The sequence below is a fragment of the Polynucleobacter sp. AP-Sving-400A-A2 genome, assembly GCF_018688155.1.
GTDB lineage: Bacteria > Pseudomonadota > Gammaproteobacteria > Burkholderiales > Burkholderiaceae > Polynucleobacter.
Window position 1 is genome coordinate 590,769 of sequence record NZ_CP061312.1, and the last position, 26,908, is coordinate 617,676.

30 protein-coding genes are annotated in these 26,908 nt (G+C 45.5%); 13 read left to right on the forward strand and 17 right to left on the reverse strand.

Features of this window, described 5'->3' with window-relative positions:
- Entirely contained in the window at nt 1-1,065 is a 1,065-nt protein-coding gene (locus C2758_RS03125) for an extracellular solute-binding protein (protein WP_215329546.1), read from the forward strand.
- On the opposite strand, the gene C2758_RS03130 is transcribed toward C2758_RS03125, so the two are convergent.
- Nucleotides 1,056-1,367, reverse strand: coding sequence for a hypothetical protein (locus tag C2758_RS03130; protein ID WP_215329547.1), 312 nt, complete (start codon nt 1,365-1,367; stop codon nt 1,056-1,058). The genes C2758_RS03125 and C2758_RS03130 overlap by 10 nt on opposite strands.
- 133 nt (nt 1,368-1,500) lie before the next feature.
- On the opposite strand from C2758_RS03130, the gene C2758_RS03135 reads away from it, so the two are divergent.
- Entirely contained in the window at nt 1,501-1,770 is a 270-nt protein-coding gene (locus tag C2758_RS03135) for a hypothetical protein (RefSeq protein WP_215329548.1), read from the forward strand.
- Nucleotides 1,771-1,781: 11 nt separating this feature from the next.
- On the opposite strand, the gene C2758_RS03140 is transcribed toward C2758_RS03135, so the two are convergent.
- Nucleotides 1,782-2,657, reverse strand: a complete 876-nt coding sequence (locus tag C2758_RS03140) for a hypothetical protein (protein WP_215329549.1) — start codon at nt 2,655-2,657, stop codon at nt 1,782-1,784.
- A 215-nt stretch (nt 2,658-2,872) separates the two neighbouring features.
- Between C2758_RS03140 and C2758_RS03145 the strand changes: the two genes are divergently transcribed.
- Nucleotides 2,873-4,687 carry an AsmA family protein gene (locus tag C2758_RS03145; RefSeq protein ID WP_215329550.1) on the forward strand — a complete coding sequence of 605 codons (1,815 nt, stop codon included), beginning with the start codon at nt 2,873-2,875 and terminating at the stop codon, nt 4,685-4,687.
- 3 nt (nt 4,688-4,690) lie between these two features.
- On the opposite strand, the gene C2758_RS03150 is transcribed toward C2758_RS03145, so the two are convergent.
- From C2758_RS03150 to C2758_RS03170, 5 genes are all read right to left on the reverse strand, one after another.
- Nucleotides 4,691-5,038, reverse strand: coding sequence for a phage holin family protein (locus C2758_RS03150; RefSeq protein WP_215329551.1), 348 nt, complete (start codon nt 5,036-5,038; stop codon nt 4,691-4,693).
- 63 nt (nt 5,039-5,101) lie between these two features.
- Entirely contained in the window at nt 5,102-5,407 is a 306-nt protein-coding gene (locus C2758_RS03155; protein ID WP_215329552.1) for a helix-turn-helix transcriptional regulator, read from the reverse strand.
- A complete protein-coding gene (locus C2758_RS03160; protein ID WP_215329553.1) occupies nt 5,404-5,736 on the reverse strand; it encodes a type II toxin-antitoxin system RelE/ParE family toxin in 333 nt (110 codons plus the stop codon). The genes C2758_RS03155 and C2758_RS03160 overlap by 4 nt, the downstream gene beginning before the upstream one ends.
- Before the next feature lie 68 nt (nt 5,737-5,804).
- Nucleotides 5,805-6,008: a SlyX family protein gene (locus tag C2758_RS03165; RefSeq protein ID WP_215329554.1), complete on the reverse strand. Its 204-nt coding sequence runs from the start codon at nt 6,006-6,008 to the stop codon at nt 5,805-5,807.
- Between the two features lie 21 nt (nt 6,009-6,029).
- Nucleotides 6,030-6,251 carry a hypothetical protein gene (locus tag C2758_RS03170; RefSeq protein WP_215329555.1) on the reverse strand — a complete coding sequence of 74 codons (222 nt, stop codon included), beginning with the start codon at nt 6,249-6,251 and terminating at the stop codon, nt 6,030-6,032.
- 33 nt (nt 6,252-6,284) lie between these two features.
- On the opposite strand from C2758_RS03170, the gene C2758_RS03175 reads away from it, so the two are divergent.
- Nucleotides 6,285-7,301 carry an LLM class flavin-dependent oxidoreductase gene (locus C2758_RS03175; RefSeq protein ID WP_215329556.1) on the forward strand — a complete coding sequence of 339 codons (1,017 nt, stop codon included), beginning with the start codon at nt 6,285-6,287 and terminating at the stop codon, nt 7,299-7,301.
- Here the strand turns inward: C2758_RS03175 and C2758_RS03180 are convergent.
- On the reverse strand, nt 7,285-7,707 hold the full coding sequence (locus C2758_RS03180) for a putative toxin-antitoxin system toxin component, PIN family (RefSeq protein ID WP_215329557.1): 423 nt from the start codon (nt 7,705-7,707) through the stop codon (nt 7,285-7,287). The genes C2758_RS03175 and C2758_RS03180 overlap by 17 nt on opposite strands.
- Nucleotides 7,704-8,252 (reverse strand): YaeQ family protein, encoded by a 549-nt coding sequence (locus tag C2758_RS03185; RefSeq protein WP_215329558.1) that lies wholly within the window; start codon nt 8,250-8,252, stop codon nt 7,704-7,706. The genes C2758_RS03180 and C2758_RS03185 overlap by 4 nt, the downstream gene beginning before the upstream one ends.
- An 89-nt stretch (nt 8,253-8,341) precedes the next feature.
- Here C2758_RS03185 and C2758_RS03190 point away from each other — a divergent pair, with 89 nt between their 5' ends.
- On the forward strand, nt 8,342-9,952 hold the full coding sequence (locus C2758_RS03190) for an NAD(P)/FAD-dependent oxidoreductase (RefSeq protein WP_215329559.1): 1,611 nt from the start codon (nt 8,342-8,344) through the stop codon (nt 9,950-9,952).
- A gap of 4 nt (nt 9,953-9,956) precedes the next feature.
- Here C2758_RS03190 and C2758_RS03195 read toward each other — a convergent pair whose 3' ends face one another.
- On the reverse strand, nt 9,957-10,553 hold the full coding sequence (locus C2758_RS03195; RefSeq protein ID WP_215329560.1) for an ATP-binding protein: 597 nt from the start codon (nt 10,551-10,553) through the stop codon (nt 9,957-9,959).
- Nucleotides 10,554-10,654: 101 nt separating this feature from the next.
- Between C2758_RS03195 and C2758_RS03200 the strand changes: the two genes are divergently transcribed.
- On the forward strand, nt 10,655-12,586 hold the full coding sequence (locus tag C2758_RS03200) for an ATP-binding cassette domain-containing protein (protein ID WP_215329561.1): 1,932 nt from the start codon (nt 10,655-10,657) through the stop codon (nt 12,584-12,586).
- An 11-nt stretch (nt 12,587-12,597) separates the two neighbouring features.
- Here C2758_RS03200 and C2758_RS03205 read toward each other — a convergent pair whose 3' ends face one another.
- The 5 genes from C2758_RS03205 to C2758_RS03225 all read right to left on the reverse strand — a co-directional run bounded on the left by C2758_RS03205 (nt 12,598) and on the right by C2758_RS03225 (nt 17,273).
- On the reverse strand, nt 12,598-13,269 hold the full coding sequence (locus C2758_RS03205) for an alpha/beta hydrolase (protein ID WP_215329562.1): 672 nt from the start codon (nt 13,267-13,269) through the stop codon (nt 12,598-12,600).
- A gap of 50 nt (nt 13,270-13,319) precedes the next feature.
- Nucleotides 13,320-13,637, reverse strand: coding sequence for a chaperone modulator CbpM (locus C2758_RS03210; RefSeq protein WP_215329563.1), 318 nt, complete (start codon nt 13,635-13,637; stop codon nt 13,320-13,322).
- Nucleotides 13,638-13,642: 5 nt separating this feature from the next.
- A complete protein-coding gene (locus C2758_RS03215) occupies nt 13,643-14,602 on the reverse strand; it encodes a DnaJ C-terminal domain-containing protein (RefSeq protein WP_215329564.1) in 960 nt (319 codons plus the stop codon).
- 132 nt (nt 14,603-14,734) lie between these two features.
- Nucleotides 14,735-16,282: a UxaA family hydrolase gene (locus C2758_RS03220; protein ID WP_215329565.1), complete on the reverse strand. Its 1,548-nt coding sequence runs from the start codon at nt 16,280-16,282 to the stop codon at nt 14,735-14,737.
- Between the two features lie 28 nt (nt 16,283-16,310).
- Nucleotides 16,311-17,273: a tripartite tricarboxylate transporter substrate binding protein gene (locus tag C2758_RS03225; protein WP_215329566.1), complete on the reverse strand. Its 963-nt coding sequence runs from the start codon at nt 17,271-17,273 to the stop codon at nt 16,311-16,313.
- Between the two features lie 66 nt (nt 17,274-17,339).
- On the opposite strand from C2758_RS03225, the gene C2758_RS03230 reads away from it, so the two are divergent.
- Entirely contained in the window at nt 17,340-18,485 is a 1,146-nt protein-coding gene (locus C2758_RS03230) for a mandelate racemase/muconate lactonizing enzyme family protein (protein ID WP_215329567.1), read from the forward strand.
- Here the strand turns inward: C2758_RS03230 and C2758_RS03235 are convergent.
- A complete protein-coding gene (locus tag C2758_RS03235; RefSeq protein WP_215329568.1) occupies nt 18,472-19,407 on the reverse strand; it encodes a 3-hydroxyacyl-CoA dehydrogenase family protein in 936 nt (311 codons plus the stop codon). The two genes, C2758_RS03230 and C2758_RS03235, sit on opposite strands and share 14 nt — an antisense overlap.
- Nucleotides 19,408-19,551: 144 nt before the next feature.
- On the opposite strand from C2758_RS03235, the gene C2758_RS03240 reads away from it, so the two are divergent.
- Genes C2758_RS03240 through C2758_RS03255 form a run of 4 tightly spaced genes read left to right on the forward strand, consistent with a single transcriptional unit; the run spans nt 19,552 to nt 23,277 of the window.
- Nucleotides 19,552-20,484, forward strand: coding sequence for an SMP-30/gluconolactonase/LRE family protein (locus C2758_RS03240; RefSeq protein WP_251369247.1), 933 nt, complete (start codon nt 19,552-19,554; stop codon nt 20,482-20,484).
- A 1-nt stretch (nt 20,485) separates the two neighbouring features.
- Nucleotides 20,486-21,220: a GntR family transcriptional regulator gene (locus tag C2758_RS03245; RefSeq protein WP_215329569.1), complete on the forward strand. Its 735-nt coding sequence runs from the start codon at nt 20,486-20,488 to the stop codon at nt 21,218-21,220.
- Between the two features lie 15 nt (nt 21,221-21,235).
- Nucleotides 21,236-22,285: an Ldh family oxidoreductase gene (locus C2758_RS03250; RefSeq protein ID WP_215329570.1), complete on the forward strand. Its 1,050-nt coding sequence runs from the start codon at nt 21,236-21,238 to the stop codon at nt 22,283-22,285.
- 20 nt (nt 22,286-22,305) lie between these two features.
- Nucleotides 22,306-23,277 carry a tripartite tricarboxylate transporter substrate binding protein gene (locus C2758_RS03255; RefSeq protein ID WP_215329571.1) on the forward strand — a complete coding sequence of 324 codons (972 nt, stop codon included), beginning with the start codon at nt 22,306-22,308 and terminating at the stop codon, nt 23,275-23,277.
- A gap of 49 nt (nt 23,278-23,326) precedes the next feature.
- Here C2758_RS03255 and C2758_RS03260 read toward each other — a convergent pair whose 3' ends face one another.
- Nucleotides 23,327-24,031 carry a pirin family protein gene (locus tag C2758_RS03260; protein ID WP_215329572.1) on the reverse strand — a complete coding sequence of 235 codons (705 nt, stop codon included), beginning with the start codon at nt 24,029-24,031 and terminating at the stop codon, nt 23,327-23,329.
- A gap of 72 nt (nt 24,032-24,103) precedes the next feature.
- On the opposite strand from C2758_RS03260, the gene C2758_RS03265 reads away from it, so the two are divergent.
- Nucleotides 24,104-25,510: a TAXI family TRAP transporter solute-binding subunit gene (locus C2758_RS03265; protein WP_215329573.1), complete on the forward strand. Its 1,407-nt coding sequence runs from the start codon at nt 24,104-24,106 to the stop codon at nt 25,508-25,510.
- A gap of 33 nt (nt 25,511-25,543) precedes the next feature.
- Nucleotides 25,544-26,899 (forward strand): DUF3422 domain-containing protein, encoded by a 1,356-nt coding sequence (locus tag C2758_RS03270; RefSeq protein ID WP_215329574.1) that lies wholly within the window; start codon nt 25,544-25,546, stop codon nt 26,897-26,899.
- Nucleotides 26,900-26,908 lie beyond the last annotated feature (9 nt).

The window sequence follows — 26,908 nt, forward strand, 5'->3', positions numbered from 1 at the left end:
ATGGCAAACTCACTTATAAGAAAATTCCTAGGTAGCTCTAGCTTGTTGTTGAGCGTATTTCTAGCCTTGCCTTTGCAGGCACAGGACGTAAAGGAAGCGAGAGAGCTTAATCTCTACTCAGCCCGTCACTATCAAACTGATGAGGCGCTCTACAGTGACTTCACAAAAAAGACAGGCATCAAGATCAACCGAATTGAGGCTGATGACAATGCCTTAGCAGAGAGATTAAAAAGCGAAGGCACCAATAGTCCAGCGGATGTGATTTTAATGGTGGATGCAGCTCGATTATGGCGCGCTCAAATTGATGGCTTCTTTAGGCCGATACAGTCAAAATATTTAGAGAGCCGTATCCCGGCGAACTTACGTTCTCAGCCCGAGCCAGAGGGATCAACTTGGTTTGGCTTTTCAACCAGAGCGCGTCTCGTGGTCTATAACAAAGCAAAAGTAAATCCACAAGACGTTGATACTTACGAGAAGTTAGCAGAGACTATGAATAAGGGTAAGGTATGTACCCGCTCAGGCGCCCATCCTTACATGCTGTCATTAATTGGTGCCATGATCGAACGTCGTGGCGAGCTTGCTACTGAGGAGTGGGCCAAGGGCATGGTGGCTAATATGGCTCGCCCTCCAAGAGGTGGCGATACCGATCAAATCAAGGCGGTAGCCTCAGGTGAATGCGGTGTAGCTTTAACAAATTCTTATTACCTGGTCAGGCTCTTACGATCAACCAAGCCAGAAGATCAGGCCATTGTTTCTAAGATTGGATTTATTTGGCCAAATCAGCAGACTACTGGTGCGCACATCAATATTGCGGGGGGTGGGGTTGCTAAAAGTGCGCCGCATCCACAGGCTGCAAAACAATTTCTTGAATACTTGGCAAGTGACTCTGCGCAAGAGTATTTTGCTAACGGTAATAACGAGTGGCCCGTAGTGAAGTCAGTCAAAATTGAAAATGAAGGCCTCAAAATGTTGGGCCCATTCAAGGCAGAAAATATCTCTATTGCGGCGATTGGAAAGAATCAAATTGCCGCACAAAGATTGCTAGACAGGGTGGGCTACAAGTAAGTTACTCGCTGTAGCAGTTCTTGTGCATTGATTACGGGGGATTGAAAGGTTTTCCCATCTTTACTGTTGACGATCACGCCAATACCAGCGACTGGGGCTAAGCTGTCGACTTTAAAGCGACCTACATTGCCCTGTTGTCTGATAAAGCACTCTTCATCGAAGAAGAGTCGGTCGCCATTGTCGTCAATTTCATCTGAGTCAACGGTATTAAAACCAATCAGTTCTTGAAGCGCTTCTTTTGTATTAGCAATTTCTACAGTATTGATTTCTTTGGTGAGGGGATTAATGGCGAGTACCTGCATAGCGTGCTTTCAGTGGATTTAGTTTTGGGACAATTCCAATCCTAATTGAAATTCAGCAGGCTTGCTTTGATCGCTTATTTAGAGAATCTAGCTAGAATGAGGCATTACTTCTTTTGGTGTTGGATTGGTATCTATGAAACGTCTACTAAAAATTTCGGTCTCAAGCCTTGGGTTATTTCTTCTAGCTTGCGCAACACCGCCAAGCGAGTTTGGAGTTTACCGACAGTCTGATGGAACGGTTGGGGTTCACGCCCCTAAATCCGCTAAAGATACTGAGGCTCAAGCAGCCGCAGCAGAGGAGTGTAAAAAACTAGGAAAGCGAGGCGCCACTATTGTCGAAACTCGTAAAACAGTGAACGACCGCTTTCCTATGACCTACATTTTTGTGTGCAATACCTATTAAGTTGTAACTGCTTAGCTCAGCAACCATTTCTTAATCGACTTATTAACGCACATTGCATCTAAAGCCAAGCCAAAGAACTCTGAACCATTGGTGACCATGCTTTCGATGGCTTCAACCTTGCCAGATTTCACGCCACGCAAATAAGTAGCTGCACGGTAGCGCAGGAAGTGCTCATTTGCACCTTCTTCGTTATCAGTAGAGCAAATCTCAAGGCTGCCATAACGGGTTTCTGGATTGATATTCAAAATAGAGAGGCCTAATGCACCAATCAGCTTTTCTGGAACAGGAATCGGAACGTAAGAGTAGAGGGAGACTAACTGCTCTTGTTCATCGATTTCAATAATATGGTCAACATCGAACACATCTTTTTCTGTCAACTCTGTCTCACCAGAATCGCCACCGCCGAAGGTAGACTCAAACTGCAACATCGCAGTATTGCTATCTTTAGAGATTTCAATCATGTCAGGATAGCCAAGTAAGCCTTTCCACCAATACATTAAGGAGAAGGTGCAAGGTTTTACTTCAACTAAACCCTTATTGGTCGATTTGGCAAAGTAGAGGCCATAGAACTCATCATCTTCCTCGAGTCCGTACTGATCAACTTTAAGTTTCTTGGGTGCAGATGCCTTAGGGGATTTTTTAGTGGTTTTCTTTGGGGCAGGTTTTTTGGCAGCAGGCTTCTTCACCGCTACTTTTTTAACCGCTTTTTTAGCTACTGGCTTTTTAGCAGCCGGCTTTTTGCTTACTGGTTTTTTCACTACCTTTTTTACGGCCTTTTTAGCTGCCACTTTCTTCACGGCGACCTTTTTGACGGCTTTCTTTGCAGGGGCTTTTTTTACCACCTTAGTAGCTACTTTCTTTTTTGCTGGAGACTTCTTTGTAGCCATGGTCTATTACCCTTTCTATTGGTAGTTAATATGCTTATTACACCTTTGATCTTACTTCAGATCTTTCCACTTTTGCTGATACTAATATGGGGATTTACCTTGCAATATCAGTACTCAATGCCTAATTGTTTATTAAGTGCCTTATGCGATTAAATCCAATAATATAAAAATCAATCCTAGGTTAAGGTTGGTAGGTAATTTAGAATGACTTATCCATGAGTAAATTAGTCAAAATCATCATTAGCGCCCTGGGTGGTGTAATCATTCTTATTGCAGTGGGAGTTTGGTACGCAGCCTCAACTGTAGACCCAGTGCAACTGACTAAACTACTCTCTTCCTCTGTAAAAACTGCTACTGGAAGAGATCTCAAAATCACCGGTCCAGTAAGCTTAAGTTTTTTTCCGGGGATTTCTGTTTCCGCAGAGGGTTTAAGTTTGAGTAACGCATCTTGGGGATCTGATTCTGAGATGCTGACGCTTAAGCGAATTGATTTAAATATTAAAACTCTACCGCTGCTGAGTAAGCGTATTGAGATTGGCAGCGTGAAGCTTACTGGTCTAGAAGTATTTCTTCAAAAAAATGGGGCTGGTAAGGCTAATTGGGATTTCAGTGCAGAGGCATCTGGGGGCTCCCCGGCAGCTAACAATAATTCAGTCAGCTCTCCTGCTAGTGATAATTTAATCTCTATGGATAGTGTTTCGATTGCAGATGCTCGCATTCAATATCAAAATCCTTCAAACGCCATATCAAGCTACCAAATTGGGCGTTTATCCTTGACAGATAGTGGTGATAAAACAGTCGTATCCCTCAGTATGAAGGTTCAAGATCAGGCTCTAGAGCTCAGCGGGAAAACAGGCTCACTTTCTAGATTACTCAAGCAGTGGAATGTTTCCTCGGCGCAATTTCCAGTTGACCTGAATCTCACTATGAATGGCAAGTCTATGATGATGAAAGGTGAGCTTAGTAAAAATCCCAAGACTCCACCCATGATCAATTTGAGCTTGAACTCAAAAGCATTTGACTGGCCCGTCCTGGGGGTGTCTCCTAATCATCCTCCGCGGGCTGTAAGTGGCGATAAGTCGGTATTAGTCGTGCATCAGGTTCAAAAGCCGCAGCCTAAGTACTTATTTAGCAATGAGAGCATTCCCTTTGATCTACTGCCGCAAGCCAAGGGAGAGATCGTGATTAATATTGGTGAATTGAATTTGCCAAAGCGTAAGCCCATTGAAAATCTTCAGGCCTCCTTGCAACTGAATGGCAGTGTGATTGATATTCCAAACCTGAGGTTTGGGATGGGTAAGGGAAGTGCTGGTCTACAGATCAAGCTCTCAGAGCTGGATACCTCAACTCCTGTTCTCACAGCTAAAGGAGTGACGAAGGATTTAACGCTTGAGAACTTGCTGGCTAGGCTTGACCCGGGATCCAAGGTGAGTGGAGGCAGTATGAAGATGGCATTTGATGTGAAAACATCTGGGAGTAGCTTCCACCAAATGGCATCAAATTCAAGTGGCAAGATTCAGTTGAGTATTAACCAGGCTCGTATGGGGACGAATTTTTTAAACGATGCTGGTGATTTTGTGGTGACCCTTTTGGATTCGATGAATCCATTACGTAAAAAAACAACTGAGACAGTTTTGGAATGTGCAGTTGCCTACTTACCAATTAATAATGGCCAGATCAATATAGCTAAGTCAGTTGGGATTGAAACGGATAAGTTGGATGCGGCCTTAGCTGGCTATATCAATCTGAAGACGGAGGCCATTAATCTCACTATTGATCCACAAGAGAAATCAGGGCTTACAACGGGCTTGGATTTAACTGGAATGGTCAAGATGGGCGGTACTCTGACAAATCCTAAGGCGGGCATTAATCAAGCTGGGGTGGTGAACAGCGCTGTCTCTATTGGACTTGGTTTTTTGACGGGCGGCGCAAGCATTTTGGCTGAGAATGCTAGATCAATGACCTCAAAGAGCCACCCATGCCGTGATGCGCTCCACCCCTGGTCTGATATTTACCCTGGGGCAGAGTAATTTTTAAAACAGTATTCCGCTGATAAAGAGGCTGAATAATGAAATAAAGATACTGGCAAAGAATGCGGTCCAGAAGCTGGAGATCGTAAAGCCACTCACTACTGAAGACACCAGCATGAGAACCAATGCATTCACTACCAGTAGAAATAATCCCATCGTAAGGACGGTTAGTGGCAGCGTGAAGAGAATTAATAAAGGCTTCACTACCGCGTTCGCAAATCCCAGCAGTAGAGCGGCAATCAAGAGTGAGCCGCCATCTGCAAAGCGTAAGCCACTAAAGAGATGGCTGGCAACCCAGAGGGATAACGAAGTTAAGCCCCACTGGACGAAAAACGGTACTAAGTTACCCATGACGTTTAACCTTTTTAATAGACTTAGAAATCAATATCGTACGCGGCTAATCTTAGTGTAGCCCTAAGCGGCTAATTTTTGCTTTGAATTTTTAATTGGCTTAAAGTGGATTTCAATATGCGTATTTGTGGCCGCCGCTAATTTAGTCAAGGTTCTTAGGGAGGGGAGGCTAACCCCACTCTCAAGTCTTGCAATTGCGGATTGGGAGGTGCTCATCAGTGCGGCCAGCTCCTCTTGCGATAGCCCACTCTTCATACGAGCCTCAATAACTTCCTTCGCAATCTCAAATTCCATACGAGATTCGTCGTAAGCTTCTTTGTAATCTGGATTTTTAGTCCACTTTTTATGTAAATTTGAGATCTTAGTCATATTAACTTTGCCTGTTTAGCTCTTCTTGTCGCCATCTGCAAAGCTGCTGGTGGAGTTTTCTGAGCCTTCTTAATAAATACATGTAGAACGATTATTTTTTTCCCACTGGAGTAGATATAAATTCCTCTTGCAATTCCATCCTGACCAGAAACTCGTATTTCCCAGAATTTATCACCCAAAGACCCGATGTGAGGCATTCCAACATTTTGGGGGCCAAACTGCTCAAGTAATCCAGAGACTCTGACAAACTTACTTCTAATATCTACTGGCAGTGCCTCTAGCTCATCGTCAACTGTGGTGTTAAGGGTATGTACGGTCCATGTGGTCATCCATAAATTATATCAATATTGATATATGTCAAAAATGATATAACCTAATCAACAATAAATCAAGGGCTTTAATAATGCGGAGGGATTTCATCTTTTGGACTGTTGTTACCTGCGCTATCCCCGCTACTAGCCTGCTCCTTGATGGATTTAAGCTCACGATACAGAAATTCAATTTGTTGCTGCTGCTTGTAGATTGTTTGATTGAGTTGATCAATCAAATCTTCAGTAAAGCTAAGCTTGATTTCAAGATTGGTGATGCGATCATCGGTCATGTCAGTTCTCTCATCTTTATCTTAAGCGTCGACCAATTCAAATCGACCATCTTCCATCTCCGCTTTTGGTCTGATCCAAAAATCGTGTGACTGAAGGGATTCATAGACGTAGGCTGGCTCTAGATTGGCTTCGACATTGGCAAGTAAGACCACCTTATAAAAACCACCCGTCTTCACGTGCTTTAGCTTACTACCCGGCTTAAAGAGGCCGTCATCGGCGTCCGCCATTTTTGGTTTACTCATGTTTAATAAATACTTTCTCGGTATGATCTAGGAATGACAAATGCTGTCCCATACTCCATTCTAGATATATCTCCGATCCCCGAGGGATTTACTGCTGCAGATGCCTTGCGGAACTCATTGGATGTTGCCCAGCATGCGGAGGCTTTAGGCTATACCCGTTATTGGTTAGCCGAGCATCACAACATGACGGGCAATGCCAGCTCTGCCACCGCAGTTTTAATTGGCTATATTGCTGGCGGTACAAAAACTATTCGTGTTGGCTCAGGTGGCGTGATGTTGCCAAATCATGCCCCCTTGGTGATCGCAGAACAATTTGGCACTTTGGCATCTATTTACCCCGGTAGGATTGAACTGGGTTTAGGGCGTGCGCCAGGGTCAGATCAAATGACAGCCAGAGCCTTAAGACGCGATTTACTTGGAAGTGATGACCGCTTTCCGCAGGATGTACGCGAGCTACAGCATTATTTTGGCCCTATTCAGGAGGGGCAGCTTGTGAAAGCTATTCCGGGTGTGGATACTGAGGTACCGATTTGGATATTAGGATCTAGCTTATATGGCGCTCAACTAGCGGCTCACTTCGGTTTGCCTTACGCGTTTGCCTCGCATTTTGCACCTGAGCAATTAATAGATGCGATGTCTACCTATCGTGAACTGTTTAAGCCATCGGATAAGTTGGCCAAACCCTATTGCGCATTTCTGATGAATGTAGTCGCTGCAGATACCGATGAAGAGGCTGCTCATCTATTTACTACTTTGCAGCAAAACGTTATTCGTATGCGCCGCAATACTCGCGGGCAGTTACCACCCCCAATAGAAAACTTAGATGACTTTTGTGAGTCGCATGAAAAAATGACTGCGACTCATGCTTTGCGCTGTTCTGCCGTTGGATCTTTAGAGACCGTAAGAAAAGAGATGCAGTATTGGCTCGATCAGACCGGCGCAAATGAAATCATCATTACGGGTCAAATTCATGACCATCAAGCTCGCCTCAAGTCCTTTGAGATTGCTGCTGAAGCAGCTAAAGGCTTGCGTTTTAGTTCTGTAGCCTAAATGCGTTGTAATCACTGGTAATAATAATGTCCTCTGAGGCCGCTCTGCTGGCGGTTTGAAGTACTGCATTATCTTTGCTAATGAGTATTGAGGGCCTAAGTTGATGGGCTAGATCCAGGAAGATCTGATCATCCGGATCCTGGCATGTCCAGGGCGCGGGAGCTAAATCGGAATCATCCTGCTGCTCTGCGATAGATTGCCATTGAGCCAGAATGGCTGCTTGAGTTTGTTCATCCAGCTTAAAGAGGGGGCGCGAGATGACATCCGCAAACTCTGCAATAGTTTTCTGGCTAGCTACGAAGTGTGTTGTTTTATCAAAAAGCGCTTTCTTTAAATGAAGGGCTCTTTCGTCATTAAAGACAAAAATATCTAGCAAGATATTGGTGTCTAAAACTACGGACCTCATTGCTGTTGATTGCGCCAGATTTCTGGGGTGATAGTGACTTGTCCCATATCAGAAGAAACATATGCTTCCCCATCCTGAATATTCACATGCAGCACCATACTACGCTCGACTAGCTTATTCAGTTCTTTAGCTTGCTCTGCTGGAATGGAGATCACCTGAAGATTACGGGCGCGAGTCAATTTATTAGCAATACCATCCCACCAGATTTTGCTGGTGTGTCCGCCATAGCAGTAGACGATGACTTGATCGGATCGACCACAGGCTTTGAGAATACGTCTTTCATCTGGCTGACCTATCTCAATCCACAACTTAATGGCATCCGTAAGGTCTTTAACCCAAAGGTCGGGCTCATCGGTATCACTCAAGCCTTTAGTAAAAGCCAACTCTTCTTGTGCTTGCAGAGCAAATGCAATGATGCGTATCATCATCCGCTCTTCGGTTTCAGAAGGATGCTTGGCAATAGTGAGTGAGTGACTGCCGTAATAGTGGTGGTCAGAGTCTGCGACGTGAAGGTCGACTTTATGAATAGTTGCGCGTAGAGCCATAAAGCATTATCGCCTTTTAACGCAATCATTCGGCCTATCCCAGTATTATTTGGAAAAATGCCCTAATTTACTGTGTATCGTAGAGACCCATGATCCGTATTACCGAACTTCGCCTACCTATCAGCCATGCCCCCGAGGCATTGGAAGAGGCGATTTTACGGCGCTTAAATATCCAGGCTCAAGACTTGATTCGGTTTGATATTTTTAAGCGCAGCTACGACGCGAGAAAAAACGTGGCTCTGGCCTTTATCTATACCGTAGATCTATCGGTAAAGAACGAAGAAAAATTACTGAAGCAGTTTTCGAACGACATTCATATTCGACCATCACCGGATATGAGTTATCACTTTGTGGCCAACGCATCACAAGTGAAGAGCGAAAGCTTTGAGCGACCTGTTGTGATTGGATTTGGCCCTTGTGGAATTTTTGCTGCCTTGGTGTTGGCGCAGATGGGTTTTAAGCCAATCGTATTAGAACGCGGCAAACCTGTGCGTGAACGCACCCAAGATACCTGGGGCCTTTGGCGTAAGAATGTCCTCAATCCAGAATCCAATGTGCAGTTTGGTGAGGGTGGAGCAGGTACGTTTTCTGATGGCAAGCTCTGGAGTCAAATTAAAGATCCGAAATTTTACGGTCGCAAAGTCATTGCTGAATTTATCAAAGCGGGCGCCCCAGAAGAAATTCATTATGTTGCTAAGCCACATATTGGAACCTTTCGTTTGGTGGGCGTCGTCGAAAGAATGCGTCAAGAAATTATTGAACTTGGTGGAGAGATTCGTTTCTCACAAAAAGTGATTGGCTTTGATATTCAGGATGATCAGATTGCGGGCGTTAAAATTGAAGGACATCCTGATCTGCCTGCCAATCATGTGGTGCTTGCTTTGGGGCATAGCGCTCGCGACACCTTTGAGGCTCTTCATGCGGCGGGCGTGTATATGGAAGCCAAGCCGTTTTCTGTGGGCTTTCGTATTGAGCATCCCCAATCCTTAATTGATAAGGCGCGCTTAGGGCCACATGCTGGTAATGAGTTAATTGGCGCGGCTGATTACAAATTGGTTCACCATGCCAAGAATGGCCGAGCTGTCTATAGCTTCTGTATGTGCCCTGGTGGAACAGTAGTGGCAGCTACTTCTGAACCCAATCGGGTTGTCACCAATGGCATGAGTCAGTATTCGCGTAACGAGCGTAATGCTAATGCAGGCATCGTTGTTGGTATTACCCCGGATGACTATCCTGGCGGCCCCTTGGCTGGTATCGATTTTCAGAGAGCCTTAGAGTCCAAGGCCTATGACTTAGGTGGATCTACCTATGAAGCCCCCGGTCAATTAGTGGGTGACTTCTTGGCTGGTAAAGCCTCTACAGCATTTGGTTCCGTAATTCCATCTTATAAACCTGGCGTGCACCTGACAGATCTTGCTGATGCTTTGCCTCCTTATGCAATTGAAGCAATTCGAGAGGCAATTCCGGCTTTTGAGAAACAGATTAAAGGCTTCTCGATGAAGGATGCAGTGCTGACTGGTATCGAAACGCGTACATCCTCACCATTACGCATTACTCGAGGTGGCAATTATCAGAGCTTAAATATCAAAGGTCTTTACCCTGCGGGCGAGGGGGCTGGCTATGCTGGTGGAATCTTATCGGCAGGGGTTGATGGAATTAAGGTAGCGGAAGCAGTTGCGCTCGACTATCTATCTAAGTAAATAGTTAAACAATTAAGTGATCGATTAATTTCTCAAACTGAATTTCATCAAAATGTAAATTATCAAAGCGCTGTATTGCAGGATGCTTTGGCGGCTCTACTCTTCGCTTAGTGTATTCATCCCAATGCTGAAGTTTGTATTCATCTCTTGGATCTGCACGCCGCTCCATGCGGCTTTTAGCTTCGCTCTCGTCTAAATCAATCCAGGCAATTCTGATGCTCGATACGCTGGGTACACCGAGCTCTTCGGGCTTGAACATTCGACCACTTTGGATTTCACTAGAGAAGGGGCCCACTAGGATGACATTCACCCCGAGCTGTAGGTTTTCTTTGGCGATGGCAATCAGTCCTGCATATTCCCAATCCCTTAAGTTCTGAAGATAAAAGGGGCTATCTCGATCATTGGGGTTATTGGTAGTGAGCTCCATGACATGGGCACTGTAGGCGCCATACACCGTATCTTTATCTAGAAAGAAAAAGCTTTCCCCAGTCTTCTCAACAATGAGGGGTAGTGCTTTTTTAGCTAAAGTGGTTTTACCGGTGCCCGCATGGCCGGCAAAGAGAATAAGTCGTGGAGCGCTAGGGCTGAGCTTGCAGGTCATTTATCCCTTTATTTGGAGGTGTTCCTTGAGTAAATTCTACTTCTCAATCCCATGTTTATTGGAAATATCACCACTTTGGGTGAAGTGACGATAATGTCGCCATGGCTTTAATCGTACTCACTGATGCAAAACTGGCTTTTGGCCATGTTGACCTCCTCGCAAACACTGCTTTCTCACTGGAATCTGGGGAGCGGGTTGGCTTAATTGGCCGCAATGGCACTGGCAAATCCTCTCTATTGAAGATCTTGGCTGGCATAGAAAAAATGGATGATGGCCTGCTGCAGTATCAGCAAGGTCTCCGCATTGCCTATGTTCCACAAGAGCCTATATTTGAAGCTGAGGAGACCGTCTTTGATGCCGTATCGAAGGGCGTAGCTCAAGCTAAAGCCCTGCGTGAAGAATATGAAGCCCTCAGTATTGGAGAGTGGGACGATGCCGCCCACCATCGTTTAGACGAAGTGCAGTCGCAACTCGAAGCCTTAAGCGGTTGGAATTGGGAGCAACGCGTTCATGAAACGCTAGATCGCCTGCATCTAGAGGCTGAGCTCAAAATTAATACCCTATCGGGCGGAACTAAGAAACGGGTTGCTCTTGCCCGTGCGCTGGTAGAGATGCCAGATGTATTGCTACTAGATGAGCCTACCAACCATTTGGATTTAGATTCCATTTCTTGGTTGGAGGATTTATTGAAAGAGTACAAGGGCTCTGTGATTTTGATTACCCATGATCGCGCTTTCTTGGATAACGTTTGCACTCAGATTGTTGAGCTTGATCGCGGCATCTTGCGTACGTATCCAGGCAATTTTTCGGCCTATGAGGTATTAAAAGATCAGGAAATGAACTCAGAGTCTTTGGCTAATGCACGTGCAGATAAGTTACTTGCACAAGAAGAGGTTTGGATTCGTAAAGGCGTTGAAGCTAGGCGCACTCGTAGCGTGGCGCGTATTGCACGCCTAGAAAATCTTCGTGCTACTCGCTCACAAAGGCGTGATGCTGTTGGGCAAGTCAAGCTTGCAGTTTCAGCAGGAGATAGGAGTGGCAAGATTGTTGCTGATCTGCAAAATGTTTCTAAGTCATACGAGCGCCCGATTGTGAAGGATTTCACGGCAACGATTTTACGTGGCGATAAAGTGGGACTGCTTGGTCCTAACGGCGCTGGCAAGACTACGCTACTTAAATTGATCCTCGGAACAATTGCGCCAGACTCTGGCACAGCAACCATGGGTACTCGTATTGAGGTGGCCTATTTTGATCAAATGCGTGAAGGTCTCGATCTCAATGCCTCTCTTGAGGATTACATTAGCCCAGGTAGCGAGTGGATCGAAATCAATGGCAATAAGAAGCACGTGAAGAGTTATCTGAGTGATTTCTTGTTTGCGCCAGAGCGTACAAATTCACCGGTAAGCACTTTGTCTGGTGGCGAGCGTAACCGCTTATTGTTGGCACGCTTATTTGCGCGTCCTGCGAACGTCTTGGTTTTGGATGAGCCAACTAATGACTTGGATATCGATACCTTAGACTTGCTTGAGCAACTGCTCCAAGACTATAAGGGCACCGTGTTCTTGGTCAGTCATGATCGCTACTTCCTAGATAACGTAGTGACCAGCATCATCGCTAATGAAGGTGATGGATTTTGGCGCGAATATGAAGGCGGTTACGAAGACTGGAAGATTCAGAAGGCGCGTTCAGACAAGATTCGTGCAGCCAACGGTGGTCTTAAGGCTGCTGAGAAATCTGAATCAAAACCAGAAGTAAAGCCAGAGGCAAAAGTTGAATCAAAACCCGCCGCTGCAAAAACTGGAGTCAGCAAGCTCAATGGTAAGGAGCGGCAAGAATTAGAAGTCCTACCGTTGCAGATCGAAACTTTGGAGTCGGAGCAGGCTGATATTGGGATTGCCATGAGTAATCCAGATCTTTATAAGAATGAACCTGAATTAGCGGCAAGCATGCAAGCGCGCTTGTCAGAAATCACTGCCGATCTAGATATCAAACTACAGCGCTGGGAGTTACTCTTAAGTCGCTCAGAATCTTAATGCAATATGTCTTATGACTTGCTCAGCACCATAGTCAAAAATCTGGAGATATCTACCAGCTCATCTGGATGAAGAGAGTGTTCCATTGGGTAGGTATTCCAATCCACCTGATAGCCTAATTTTTCTAGAGTATCGTCTGAGGCTTCTGCGCGCTCGAGAGTGATCACTGCATCCCAAATGCCATGCGCCATAAAAATAGGAGTCTTGCTATTAGCCTGACTTCTCTCGAGTGCCAGCGAGTTTGCTAAAGGCAAATAGCCTGACAGTGCCATGATCCCAGCCAATTTATGTGGAAAACGTAGACCAACTTGCAAAGACATAGCGCAGCCCTGCGAGAAGCCAGCCAAAACAATTTTTTCATAGGCAATCCCGCGACTTGCCTCTCGTTCAATTAACTCTGAGATTGCTGTGGCTGATTTCTGAATACCAGCAAGATCTTCGCGGTCGTTGATAGTTCTCCCTGTAATGTCATACCAGGCTGGCATCACGTAGCCGCCATTGACTGTGACAGCCATCGAGGGCGCGCTTGGAAAAATAAATCGAATGGCAGGGCATTCAGAAAGATTGAGCTGGGGAATGATGGGTACAAAGTCATTGCCATCAGCTCCTAGTCCGTGAAGCCAAATGACAGCAGTACTTGGATTGGGAGCAGTTTCAATTTCAATACAGGGCAACGCAGTCATTTATTTTTATCCTAAATTACAAAGTACAGTGTTACTAAGTCCCTTGGGGCTTAAATTATTTTTTCACGAAGAATCTGATTGCGAAGGCGGCTGATTTCGTCTAGAAGATCTAGCGCTAGAGCGACTCCAGGAGTATTGAGTTCTAGATCATGGGTCAGATGAGCAGCAGTCTTTGCGCGCTTAAGGGACTCTCCACTAAAGCGCCAGTCCTCTGGGGATGAGCCCACAGGGCTGAGAACACCCTCGGATACCCAAGACATGATGAGATCCTCTGGTGCGCGTGTCGCTTGTGAAATTTCTACAATACTCATATGTACTTCTTCTTCAACAACACTACCTGTAATCCAGGTGATTTGTGTTTGTGCCATATTCATCATCCCTTCAAATGGTTTCTGGGTTTGAAATCAAAAGCTTTCTCCAGCGCTTGATATGCTTCTTTTTGCGCATCAGTTTCCGCGCCGGGTAAAACAATATTTGGAACTACGTATAGATCGCCTGCTTCTTTACTAGGGATACCCTTCTCTTTGAGTCGCATCTTGCGACCAGATGCTGTACCCGCTGGAATCTTCAGCTCTAAAGTTGAGCCTGCAGGAGTTGGAATATTGACGGTAGTTCCAAGCGCTGCTTCCCATGGGGCCAGCGGCAAATCAAGATAAACATCTTTGCCATCTACGCGATAAATGGGATTGGGGTGGAAATCAATTTCAAGGTACAAGTCACCCGCGCCACCAGAACCCATGCCTGGACCGCCCTGACCAGATAGGCGTAGATTTTGTCCGGCCTTAATACCCTTCGGAATGCTGACATCGAGCTTACGTTCCTGGGTGCTGACATTACCGTTAGCATCTTGCGTAGGCATATGCAGGGCGATAGTTCGTTGAGCACCGTTATAGGCATCCGCCAAATCAATCAATATCTTGGCGTGATGATCTTGACCCTTGAAGTTCATGCCTTGGCGTGGGTTACCACCCCTACCGCCTTGAGTATGACGTCCCCTGCCAAACAGAGATTCAAAGAATTCACTTTGATCACCCTCGTAGCCACCACCAAAGTTGCTGTCAGAATATTCAAAGCCCTCATTCCAGTTTGGAGGGGGAGTGAAGTCTTGACCATTTTTCCAGTTAGCGCCCATACGATCGTAGGCAGCGCGCTTCTCAGTGTCCTTGAGAACGGCGTAGGCCTCGCCAACTTCTTTAAATTGGTCCTCTGCCCCGGCTTCTTTATTTACGTCTGGGTGATATTTGCGCGCTAACTTTCGGTAAGCCGCTTTAATTTCTGCTTCAGTAGCGCCACGCGCTACACCGAGTGTTTCATAGTAGTCCCTGAATTTCATAAGCCTAATGAAGTCCTGATTGATTCAATAGCATTAATTCTACAGTCCCCGGCGCTGATTTCTAGCTTCTTTTAGGTAAAGAAAAAGCGGGACAGGTGCCCGCTGATCGCTACTGTAAGGTGGAGTCTTTGATTAGCTCATGACGCCAACTTGCCAGGGCACGAATTCATAGTCACCCAGGCCCAACAATTCGCTTTTAGAAGTCTCTCCTGAGGCTGTCCTGAGGAAGAGTTCAAAAATACGTTGACCCATCTCTTGAACAGAAACCGTACCATCCAAGATCTCTCCGCAATTGATGTCCATGTCTTCAGTTAGTCTTTGATACATGGGTGTATTAGTCGCCAGCTTGATACAAGGCGCCGGTTTAGATCCAAACATGGAGCCGCGTCCCGTAGTGAAAGCAATCAGGTTTGCCCCACCTGCAATTTGACCGGTTGCTGAGACAGGGTCAAAACCAGGCGTATCCATAAATACAAAACCTTTGGCTGTGACGGGTTCCGCATATCGATAGACCTCCATCAGGGGTCCAGTGCCGCCCTTCATTGAAGAGCCGAGTGACTTTTCAAAGATGTTAGCAAGACCACCAATTTGATTGCCGGGACTCACTTGCCCATTGATCTGAACATCACGACCAACGGAATACTCATCTTTCCACCAACGAATCCGTTTAATGAGCTTCTCGCCGATTTCTTTAGTAGCGGCTCTACGGGTAAGTGTGTGCTCAACCCCATAAATTTCTGGCGTTTCAGAAAGAATACCTGTGCCACCATGGCGCGACAAAATATCTACCGCAGCGCCTAAAGCTGGGTTTGCGGTGATGGAAGAGAATCCATCAGATCCACCACATTGCAGACCAACACATAGGTGGCTTGCAGAAACAGTTTGACGTTTTGCTTTATTGGCTTCTGGCAGGAGTGCTTTGACAGCTTCAATTCCCGCTTCAATCGTTTTGCGTGTGCCACCAGTCTCCTGCATGATGAAAGTGTGCAAAGTAGAGTTTTCTTGCAATGCCTCTTGCTCCATCAAGCCTTTTAGCTGATTACGCTCGCAACCTAAGCCAATGATGAGGGCTGCAGCGAGGTTAGGATGTTGTGCATAACCTGCCATCGTTCTACGTAGCAGTTGCATTGGCTCGCCACTCATTTCCATGCCACAGCCGATGCCGTGACTAAAAGCAACTACGCCATCGATATTGGGGTAATCTTTCAATCTCTCGGGTGTGAACCAGTCAGCAATTTTATTGACCACCGTTGCAGAGCAATTGACGGTTGATAGGATGCCGATGAAATTACGTGTACCTACTTTTCCATTGGCGCGCACGTAACCTTGAAATGTTGCACGCTCAGATTCCGGAAGGAGGGTGGTGGGCTTATATTCGCTTGCATAAGCATAGTCACGATCGAATTCACGAAACTCAGTGTTATGACTGTGGACCATCATTCCAGGCTCAATATCGGCATTAGCAAAGCCCACGGTGACGTTGTATTTGAGGATAGGCTCACCCTTCAAGATTTTCTTTGTAGCGATCTTATAACCCGCAGGTACTTGGCTACGGCTCGTGAAATTCTCGCTGGGCACTTGCTCGCCGATAGCGACATCGACTCGTGCAACAACAATATTGTCATTTGGATGCAGGCGAATAATTGCGCCAGCCAATTTTTTTTCAGATGTTTCAATCATGAGCGACTTTCGATTCCTATATTTTTAATTATTCTGCAGAAACGCCTGATTTTTTGACAATCGGCGCCCACTTGGCGACTTCAGATTTTATGTAGTCACCAAGCTGGCCCGGGGTGCTAGTGACAACATCAAATCCTCTGGAGTTCAACTGGGATTTAACTTCAGGGTTGTTGAGCACATTAGCTAATTGAGTATTTAATTTGTCCACAATAGCCTTTGGTGTGCCCGCTGGCGCAACAATGGCATAAACCAGTTCTACGTCAAATTTAGGCAGGGTCTCCGATATGGCTGGGATCTCTGGGGCATTTGGAGAGCGTTTTAAGCTTGTGACGCCCAATCCAGTTAGTTTTCCAGATTTGACATAAGGTAGCGCCGCTGGGGTGCCAACAATAGCTGTTTGAATCTGTCCACCCAGCACATCTGTTAATGCAGGAGCCGCACCTTTGTATGGCACATGGAGAATATTAGTTCCTGCTTGAGTGTTGAATAATTCGCCCGCCAGATGGAGTGGTGTGGCTGCACCCGAAGAACCAAAGCTAACTTTGCCAGGATTGGCTTTATCAAACGCGATCAATTCTGCAACGGTTTTTACAGGTACACCAGGGTTGGCTACCAACATCAATGAGGAGGAGGCAACCAGTGAGACCGGGGCAAAATCTTTAACAACGTTGTAATTGAGTTTTTTATATAAGGTTTCATTAATAGCTTGGGTGCCCACTAGCATCAGGAAGAGTGTGTAACCATCGCCTTTAGAATTGACTACATACTCTGCGGCTAGATTGGCGCCCGCACCCGGTTTGTTTTCAATGATGATGGGCTGGCCTAGGTTTTCACCAAGCTTGGGAGAAAATCCTCGAGCGAGGACGTCTGATGGTCCACCAGCTGCAAATGGGATGATTAGCTTAATTGGTTGGTTCGGATATCCTTGCGCGCTTGCTAGCGATGGCAGATTAATTCCTAAAGCCAGTAGGGTAAAGATGATTTTTCTCATGTATCGTTCTCCTAGATATTATTTTTTTAAAATCAAAACTATTTTGTCAAAGCTCATAAAGCAAAAATGAAAATCAAATGCGCTGAAATCTACCCCTTATCCATTCCACTTATCGAGCCCATCAAAATGTCTCGTGAAATGGTGGTGGATGCAAAAACGGTATTGATCTGCCTAACCGATGATAAGGGTCGACAGGGTTGGGGTGAGGCCTCAGTCGCGCCTTTGATGACCGGGGAAAGCCTGGATAGTCTCGTTGGTAGCATTAAGTACTTGGTGGAATATGCATTGCCAATAGATTGGAGTGAGCCAGCCGAATTTGCAAGTGTTTTTAATCGAATTTTGTATGCCAATGCATCAGCAAAATCTTGTTTAGAGATGGCTTTATTAGATTTATACACCCAAGAGCGCTCCCTACCTTTATGGCGATATCTGCGTACTGAAGGTGGTGTCTTAGCAGATGCAGTTCCTGCACCCATACCCTTGTTGAGAATGCTGGGCGGCTCATTGGACAAAGAGCTGAGCGATGCCAAGGCATTTCGTGAGCTTGGATTTAGGCATTGGAAAATTAAAATTGGCTCACTGTCGCTTGATGAAGATCTGCACAGGGTGAGAGTGCTGTGCGATGCCTTGGAGGGTGACGTCATCTCTGTTGATGCAAACTGCGCGCTCACTTTGACAGATGCTCTTCGATTTTGCCAGTCAGAGTCGGCAAGTAAATTAACGTTTGCAGAGCAGTTGGTTTCTACAGAGCTGCCCATGGCAGATTTCGTACTACTCAATAAGAGTTCTCCCATTCCAATCGGATTGGATGAGTCAGTCCATGGCCTTAGTGAGCTTGAGCAATTAATCGAGGCTAAGGCATTGAGTGGAGCAAGCTTAAAGCTGATTAAAACAGGTGGAGTGATGCAGGCACTTGAATGTGCCAAATTACTAGAGCGGCATGAGCTCTCACTCAATTTAGCGTGCAAGATTGCGGAGACTTCTTTGTCAGCGGCAGCGACAGCATCTCTAGGATTTGCGATGGGCAAAGTCAATTGGGGTTTTAGCATGTCAAATCAGTACTTGAAGTTTGATATTTGTGACATACCACTCATAGCCAAGCAGGGAAGCTTTGGGGTGAGCCAACTAGCGCCGAGCGGCATTGGTGTAGTTCCAAATCTTGATCGAGTAAAGGAAGCCATTGCAAAGGGGTATGCGGCTATTCAATATTGAGAACATCGAAAGCGGCCTTCAGCCTCCTGGAGTAGGAGTCTGAGACTTGCTGTATTTCTTCTGGCGTCCACTTTCTGAAACCTTCGCCAGATTTCATCCCTGTTTTTCCTTCGCTCATCAGCTGCACTACCTTCGGGGGTAGGGTAGTGATGTTGGAGAGCGATGGATAAATCTCTTTTGCGGCATTTGCCATCCCATCCCATCCTGAGATCTCTTTTTGAGTCATTGGGCCAACTGCGGCATATCGAAAGCCAAAGCTATAACGAACGGCATCATCAATATCCTCAGGGCTTGCAATACCCTCTTGTACAAGCGATAGGGCTTCACGCATGAGTGCATGCTGAATACGATTCGCCAAAAAACCAGGAATATCTTTTTTTACTAAAACGGGTTTTTTGCCGATGCTTTTGTAAAGGCTGCAAGCCTGCTCTGCAAATACCAGTTCCGTTTTCTCCCCCATGACCACCTCTACTAAAGGTACAACCTCGGCTGGCATAAAGTAATGCGCTCCCATCATTCGATTGGCGGTTTTAAGTCCAGAAGCAATTTTGCTGATTGGAAACCCCGAGCTATTGCTGCCAATGGGGATATGCGCTGGAACGCGTTCGTCAAGGTATTGAAATATCTCTTGCTTCAGTGCAAGATTTTCTGCCACAGTTTCGATGACCCAGTCACACCCATTCCAGTCGGACCAGTTCTCAAGGACTGCAGTCTTCTGTTTAGTCTTGATTGCATCTTGGCTCTGGCTGGAGTAGACCCCGACAATCCCCATTTTCTGAGCGAGTGTCAGCGCTTTATCTAGGCATGCATCCGCTTTATCTTTGCTTCTACCCAAAATGACAACTGGAATACTTTGTGCAACAAATCCTGCAGCAATACCTGCGGCCATGATTCCGGTACCGATTACGGCAACATAGTTCATAAGAAACCTTACTTATACGGTTAAGTTTTAATAAATTAAGCTCATCATAAGCTTATATTTACAGTACATTATCACCAATTATGTTTTAATTGTGAATCATTTAAATAAACCTATCCGTATAACTACAAAGAGGAACAATCAACTATGACGATGCACAACCCATTTCAGCCTGTAGAGAAAATTAAGGCAGAAGTCTTTATGTCAATGCCTGGGAAGTTCAGAAAGAAGTCCCGCACAGGCTGGTCTGATCCAAACCGCCAAAACGCTGAAGTAGAGTGCTTTTTAGAAGGCCCTTCTTTTGACCGTGAGGGTAACTTATGGTTTCTAGACATCCCTTTTGGACGAGTCTTCAGAATTACACCCAAGGGTGACTGGGATTTGGTAACCCAATTTGATGGCTGGCCGAATGGATTGAAGTTCCACAAAGATGGCCGTGCGTTTATTTGTGATTACAAGCTAGGCTTATTGGCCCTCGATCCGAAAACTGGAAAAGTAGAAACAATTCTCGGGTCCATGTATAGCGAAAACTTCAAGGGCTTGAATGATTTGCACTTTGCCTCCAATGGTGATCTGTACTTTACTGATCAGGGGCAAACTGGAATTGCAGATCCAACAGGCAGAGTATTTCGATTGCGTGCCAATGGCCAATTAGATCGTTTGGCTATTAACGTACCGAGTCCTAATGGCATCACCTTAAATACGCAAGAAAAGCATGTATTCGTTGCGGCAACAAGATCTCAGCAAATTTGGCGTTTACCACTGATGGCTGATGGTTCTGTCTCTAAAACGGGTGTTGCAATTCAGTTAACAGGTGGTGTTGCCGGACCTGATGGTATTGAGATGGATTCTGAAAATGGTTTGCTCGTTTGCCACTTAGGCATTGGTATCTGGAGATTTGATAGCAATATGCTCCCGACACATTTGATCTACTCAGATAACCCACACCACCATCACTTGGCAAACATGTGTTTTGGTGGCGAAGATAATCGAGATTTGTACATTACTGAATCTCTCTCCGGCGATATCTTGAAGGCACGCTTACCCGTAGCCGGCAAAAAAATGTTTGGTCTGTCCTAAGTTGAAAGAATCTCTACCGCTCTATAAAACCTTAGCGAATGCGCTAGCTCAGCGTATTTATGAGGGCGATTGGGCGGTAGGTTCTCACTTGCCATCTGAAGCAGTACTTTGCAAAAGTTTCACAGCAAGTCGCCATACCTTAAGACATGCTCTTCAAACCTTGGAGCGAGATGGTATGGTCTTGCGTCGTCAAGGGGCGCCAACTCAGGTGATCTCCAGACGGAAGGTGAGAAGGTTTACACAAAGCTTTAATTCACCTGTTGATATTTTGAGTTATCCAAGAAATACCTATCGACAAAACACCATTGAAGAATTTATTGAGCTCGATAAACCGCTTAGCGAGATGATTGGTGATGCAGTTGGATCCTCTTGGTATCACATTGGAGCTATTCGAAAGCAGCGAGATACCGAAGAGGTGATTGCTTGGACTGATATTTATATTCTGCCTCAATTTGCATCCTTGACATCGGAGCCTGAGCACAGTCAAGTGATGGTGTTCGAGCAGATCGAGAAAAAGTATGGCACTCGAATTGATCGAGCTGAGGTTGATGTTTATGCCATTAACGTATCTTCTGATATTGCAAAGAAGCTTGGGTTAAAGGTGCATGCCCCCTGTTTAGTCATTGTTCGGCGTTACTTTGACAATCAGGATAAGCTTTTTGAAGTAACCTTCACTTACCATCCTCACAATAGATACACTTATAAAATGGAATTTAAGAGTGATGCTGGGAATTAAATCGTCAGAATAAACATGAAATATTTATCTACAACTAAGGCCGAGGCATTCATTGCACAAGCATTGCACGCTAACCAAGTACCTTTGGCGGATGCCACGCTTGTAGCCCAACTGATGATCCAGTCAGATCTCGTTGGCGCTGATGGCCATGGAATTTTCAGACTGCCCGCTTACATTAAGCGGATTCGGGCTGGCGGTATTAATTTGAGTCCCAATATTCAGATTGAACGTGAGCAGGGTGCAACCGCTTTGATCAATGGGGATAACGCCTTAGGTCATTTGGTAATGAACAAGGCAGTTGATGTTGCAATAGAAAAAGTAAAACAACACAGCGTTTGTTGGGTTGGTAGTCACTATGGAAATCATTCCGGTGCAGCATCTGTATATGTCAGAAAGCTAGCCGAGCAGGGATATATCGGCATCTATATGGCGGTTGGTAACGCCAATCACATGGCGCCATGGGGCGGCATTGACTTATTGTTGTCCACCAATCCGATTGCTATTGCGGTTCCTTCCGGGGATAAGCCGATCGTTCTCTTGGATATCGCGACTACAGTCGCTGCCTACGGCAAGGTAAAGCTTGCCGCCCAAAAGGGTGAATCTATCCCTGATACTTGGATGATCGATCGACAAGGTCAACCCATTACCGATCCGCAAAAATCGAGTGAGGGATCATTGCTCCCTATCGGAGGTTACAAGGGATATGGTTTAGCTGTCATGATCGGCCTTCTTGCTGGGGCGCTCAATAATGCTGCAGTTGGTAAAGGCACGATTGACTTTAATGCGCATCATGATTTAATTACCAATACTGGTCAAACAATCATCGCTGTTGATCCAAGTGCTTTTGGTGATAAAGAGCAGTTTGTTGCCCGAGTGATTGCTTTGGTCGATGATTTAAAGGCATCCTCTACACTGCCAGGCGTGAATCAAATTCGGGTGCCCGGTGATGGTGCTGCAAGGGTGATGGCGGAGAGACTTTCGTGTGGCATTCCGATTTCAAGTGAATTACAAGAGTCATTGAATAACTGCGCCAAAGAGTGCGGGATTACAGCATTAGATTTATAACTTACCGGAGGAGACAAATAATGATTAAAAAATCAATTAAAAAAATAGTGTTGAGTTCTTTAGTGTTGCCACTAGTTTTCGGGACGGCGTTTGCGTCCTATCCAGATAAGCCCATAAAGATGTTGGTTGGGTATGCGCCAGGAAGTTCAACCGACATCGTTGGGAGAATGGTGGCCAATGAGCTCAGCATCGCCTTAAAGCAATCGGTCATTGTGGAGAATAGAGGCGGTGCTGCAGGTAGTTTGGCGGCTGATGCAGTTGCTAAAAGCGCTCCAGATGGTTACACCGTCTTATTTGCGCAAAATGGCTTAGCAATTAACGTCGCTGCAAACCCAAGACTCCCTTTTAACGGTCAAAAAGATTTGCTACCCGTTGTCGGAGTAGCCGCTACCCCACATATCTTGATTGTGAATACCAATTCCAAAGCTAAAAATGTGGCTGATTTAATTTCTATGCTCCGAGCTGATCCTGGAAAGATGAGCTTTGGCTCCTCTGGGATTGGTAACTCCGACCACATGGCTGGAGAGCTATTCCTGGCAACCACTGGTACTCAAGCGATTCATATTCCATACAAGGGTGGATCACCAGCTGCAACAGATTTAGTGGGCGGTCAAATTGATTTTTACTTTGCTGGCATGCCAGTGGGGCTACCTTTATATAAAGGTGAAAAAGTCAATGCACTGGCTGTTACTAGCAAGAATCGATTTAGCGGGGCTCCTGAATTAGTTACCATGCAAGAGGCTGGTGTAAAGGGTTATGAAATGGCTTTGTGGCAAGGCCTGTTTGTTCCAGCTGGAACGCCTCCTGCCATTATCAACACCCTCAGCAAGACAATCTTGAAAATTCTCGAGACTCCAGAGATGAAAGAGCGTTTTGTGAAGGCGGGTGTGCAAATTGCACCGATGACTACCCAGCAATTTACCGATTTATATGTCTCTGATATTGCCAGATGGAAAGTGGTGATTGAAAAGGCAAAAATTAAGCTAGATTAATTTAAGCTGACTCCGTCGCAAGGGTATTGACCTCAGTCGATACCCTTTTTTATTCGCTGCTGAGATCGAACACCAAGACCTCAGCATCTTTGCCGTCACCAATAAGTAGGCTACTTTCATTCTCTATTAGTAGTGCATCTCCACTTGATAGAAGTATGTCATTGACATGTAGGGAGCCTCTTATCAGATGCACATAGGCCTTACGCTGTAAATCGAGATCTAATTTTTGGGAATGGTGACCATCAAAAAGGCCCACATATATTCTGGCATCCGCATGAATTTTGATGGCATTCCCTGAACCATCCGGCGATGCAATTAAGCAGAGCTTGTTTTGCTTTGCTGAGGGTGGAATCGATTTTTGCTCATAACTTGGCGGGATTTCCATGACATTGGGTTCTATCCAAATTTGTAGGAAGTGGGTAGTTTGATCTTTGGCGTGATTAAACTCGCTATGGGTAACTCCAGTTCCGGCACTCATGCGTTGAACGTCACCCGGTGGAATACCTTTGATATTTCCCATGCTGTCTTCGTGCGCTAATTGCCCAGACAAAACATAGCTGATGATTTCCATGTTGCGGTGGCCATGCTTACCAAAACCCATGCCTGCAGCCACCTTGTCCTCATTAATTACCCTTAAATTGCCCCAGCCCATGAATCGGGGGTCGTGATAGCCCGCAAAAGAGAAGGAATGGAAGCTTTTAAGCCAGCCATGATCAGCGTAGCCGCGGTCTTGAGCTTTTCGAAGGGTTAGCATGAGGAGAGTCTTTTCTGGAGGGTAGTAATCACATTATCATTAGCTTTTGACATATTTGCTGATTGGCCTTCCATGGGAAGTATCAAACAAGACATTAAAGAAACCTATCTCGGGCTATATGAGACCGTTCAGGAAAAGTGGAGTGATTTTTCTCAGTTCCTGAAAGAGGCTTGGCCTATCTTGGTCTTTCTCTTGGTAGCCTTGCTCGGAGTGTGGTGGTACGCTGATCCACCACCACCAAGACACGTGGTGATGGCAACTGGTCAGCTCGGGGGTTCCTACGACGTTTTAGGAAAAAAGTACGCTGCCTTTTTCAATAAAAAAGGCATTACTCTCGAATTACTCCCTACAAAAGGTGCCGAGGAAAATGTGGCCCACTTGGTTGATCGTAAGGATCCAGTTCAAGCTGCCTTTGTACAAGCAGGCGCATTTAATCCTCATGAGGTTACTGGAGTGGAATCTCTTGGCACGATTTCATATGATCCAATTTGGTTGTTTTATCGTGGTCCAGAAATTAAGGTGGATGATTTTCAGGCCATTAAAGCTCGTGCCAGCTTCTTTCTAAATTCTAGAATGTCGGTTGGTTTGAAGGGTAGTGGAACCCACGCTCAAGCAATGCATATCCTGAAAGCGAATGGCTTTGAGGAAGGGTCACATTTTCTGCATCTCTCTGGTGCTCATTCGGCTGAAGCTTTGCAAAAAGGCGAGATCGATGCGGCGTTCATTGTGGATGCTTATGAGGCTCCGAATGTCCAGAAATTGCTAAAGGATCCTAATTTACATTTGGTTGCCTTTGATCGAGCTGAGGCGTATGCACGCTTACTGCCATATATGCAAATACTAAATGTCCCTGCAGGTGCATTTAGCCTAGCGCGGAATTTTCCTCCAAGAGATATTAAGTTGATGGCTTCAACTACCAATTTACTGATTGATGACAGAATGCATCCGGCACTCCAATTTTTATTTTTAGAGGCTGCACGTGAGATTAATGGTAAAGCAAGCTTCTTTGCGGAGAGTGGTGAATTCCCTTCCTTTAAAAATACAGGTCTCCCACAAAGCTCTGTAGCCTTGCATTACGAAAAAAATGGCTCGCCATTACTAATGCTCTATTTCCCTTTTTGGTTGGCAGAGCTGATCAATCGCTTGGTTTTTGTATTGCTGCCGTTCTGTGCCGTGGCATATCCTGTCTTGCTTACTTTACCGGGCTATCGCAACAAGCGAATGAAGCGAAAAATTGATAGGTTGTACGGCACTCTAAAGAGCTATGAGCAAGAACTCACTGCAAACTTTCTGCCAGCAGTGAAAGATGAATATCTGAAGAAATTGGATTTACTGGAGTACGAGGCATTGCAGTTAAAAGTCTCTAAAAGTATGTCTAGCGATTATTACGCCTTACGCACCAGCATAGACTATGTCCGTAACTGCCTCAATCGGGGTGTGCATCCATATCAATCCCAAGAGAATGCTGTTGGCGTATAGTTTAAGCATATCTATCCAATCGAGCTAAGCCCTATGAAACCGTACGATCATCCTGCTCGAAAACAATTGCATGAAGAGGTGCATGCGCGTCCACCTATTGCGCTCTGGCCAAACGAAAGAGTGCTGTCGCAATCCTTTTTACTTGATGCAAGTTCTCGCCAAACTCAAATTGAGTGGATACAAAAGCTTAGTGTCGCCTTAGGCATTCCTAATGATCATCAACAGGATCACTCCTTTAAGATGTTGACTCTGGCGCCCGAACCAGAGAGGGTGTTAATTAAATGGGAGTTGCATGGCGAGTTCGCAACCATTGCAGCCATTACGCACAATCCCATCAAAATCACTGGACCGTTACTAGAGTCACGCCTCGCTTTGGAACAGAGTTTAGATGCATTACTTCAGAGTCTAGGCTGCCCAACTATTGTTGAGGCCGGTGGCGAAAGAATTTCTGCTTTAGATCTCGCATTTGAGCATCGCCCCCTATTTGCAGAAGCTCAAGAAGTGTCCTCCATCTTTAGCGGGAATACCGTGCTGGGTAGTTATATTCTATCTAGCAAGAAGGCTCAGTTGTGGACGGACTTGCGTTTAGATGAAGATGGCTTTATCTCTTATTTCATTCCACACGATATTTTGGGCTCACGTCAGGCTGGTCGTGTAGCGCGTGCAATCGCTGAAGCTGAAACTTATCGCATGGCAGCTATGATTGCTTTCCCAGTAGCGAAGAGCCTTTCTATACCACTGAGAACTGCAGAGTCAGAATTGGCAGATTTATCTGAAAGTATTTCTCAGTTGCAAACTGAGTCGGGAGTACATACCGAAAAAGATGGCCATTTTTTAGGTGAACTCTCTAATCTAGCCTCGCGAGCTGAACAATGGATCTCTGGATATGGATTGCGCTTTACTGCCTCTGAGGCATACAGCCAGTTGCTGAGTAAAAATCTATACGAGCTAGTAGAGTCTCCGATTCCGGGTGTGCAGTCTCTCTCAGAGTTTATGGATCGACGTTTTCAGCCGGCAATGGGAACTTGCATTTGGACTCAGCGTAGATTAAAAGAACTATCTGACCGAATCTCAAGGACGACTCAAACTTTGAGAACGCGTATTGAATTCGTAAATGAAGAACAGACGCAAAAATTATTAGCTAGCATGGATCAGCGAGCGCGCTTGCAATTGCGATTACAGGAAACAGTTGAGAGTCTATCTGTTCTAGTGTTGACTTACTATGCAGTGAGTTTGTTGGCTTATATGGCTAAAGGTGTAAAAGAAGCTGGTCTTGCTATTCATCCAGAAATTATTGCCGCTATTGCAGCCCCAGTAGTGGCGATTACTTTCTTGTTCATCAGTAAGCGAAGACGCAAGCGAATCATTGAGATGGGTAAAGCGCTGTAGATATTAAAA